The organism is Stenotrophomonas sp. 05L44_2, assembly GCF_056665995.1.
Genome location: NZ_JBFTNR010001001.1, coordinates 1 through 1096, shown reverse-complemented (window position 1 = coordinate 1096; position 1096 = coordinate 1). Strand labels below are relative to the sequence as shown.

Sequence of the window (1096 nt, the reverse complement as noted above, 5' to 3'; positions counted from 1 at the left end):
GGCGACGGTCATGCCAAGCACGAACAGCACAACGGCAATGATGATGCCGGCCCAGAACAGGAACTTCGCGATGCCCACGGCAGCGCCGGCGATGCCGCCGAAACCCAGCGCACCGGCGATCAGGCCGATGATGGCGAAAATGATGGCCCACTTGATCATGTCGATCCTCTCCCTGGCGGGAATACTGAAGGTGGGATCAGGTTAGGTACGCCGCGATGCCACACGCGTGAACAGGTCGCAGGCGCGGCGTGAAACGAACCCGCTCAGCGCGGCCGGAAGCGCAGCAGCGCCACTGCGAAAGCGAGGAACACGCTGCCGACCAGGCGTTCGAACCAGCGTTGCGCAAATGGCTTTGCCAGCCAACGGCGCAGCCCATGCCCGCCTGCGGCATACATCACGTACCAGAACAGTTCGCAGGTGGCGAAGGTCGCCACCAGCACCGTGTACTGCACGGCCTGGCCACGCGCGGGGTCGACGAACTGCGGCAGGAACGCGGCGGCGAACAGCAGCAGCTTGGGATTGCTCAACCCCACCAGCAGGCCACCACGGAACACTGCCCAGGCACCGTGCACCGGCGCCAGCGCTGCTGCATCGACGTCTGTCGCCACCGGCGCCTGCCGGTAGCTGTCCCGCCACGCCTTGATGCCCAGCCAGGCCAGGTAGGCCACACCCAGGTAGCGCAGCACATCGAACAGCATCGGCGATGATCGCAGCACCGCGCTCAGGCCGGCCGCGGACGCCGCAAGCACCAGCAGCATCGCCAGCAGGCAACCGGCCATGGCCGGCACGCTGCGACGGAAGCCCAGGCCGACGCTGCGCCCCAGGATGTGCAGCATGTTCGGGCCCGGCGTGCCACACAGCACGAAGACTGTCGCCAGGAACCACCACCAGGTATGCAGGGCCATCACTTCATCCACCGTAATAATCCCTGCAAGGATAGTGCGCAGCGGCTGTCACCACCATGTACAGTCCGGGGTCGATTCGACGGTTACAGCCGGTGCGGCTCAGCCGGTGGCAATGCGCGATGCRCGCAGYTCGGYCATCGCGATGCGCAGCACCCGMAGCGCCGAGCGCAGGAACACGACCAGCAGCGCGA

General features: G+C 66.4%; 2 protein-coding genes. Both read right to left on the bottom strand.

Features of this window, described 5'->3' with window-relative positions:
• Window positions 1-159, bottom strand: a 159-nt coding sequence (locus AC1VAN_RS22645; RefSeq protein WP_480986840.1) for a DUF1328 domain-containing protein, incomplete at its 3' end; no start/stop codon positions are given.
• A gap of 104 nt (window positions 160-263) precedes the next feature.
• Entirely contained in the window at window positions 264-905 is a 642-nt protein-coding gene (locus AC1VAN_RS22640; protein ID WP_032978625.1) for a LysE family translocator, read from the bottom strand.
• Between the last annotated feature and the right edge of the window lie 191 nt (window positions 906-1096).

Excerpts from the sequence above, each read along its gene's own strand:
- AC1VAN_RS22640 (WP_032978625.1), bottom strand. The coding sequence starts at position 905 with ATGGCCCTGCATACCTGGTGGTGGTTCCTGGCGACAGTCTTCGTGCTG.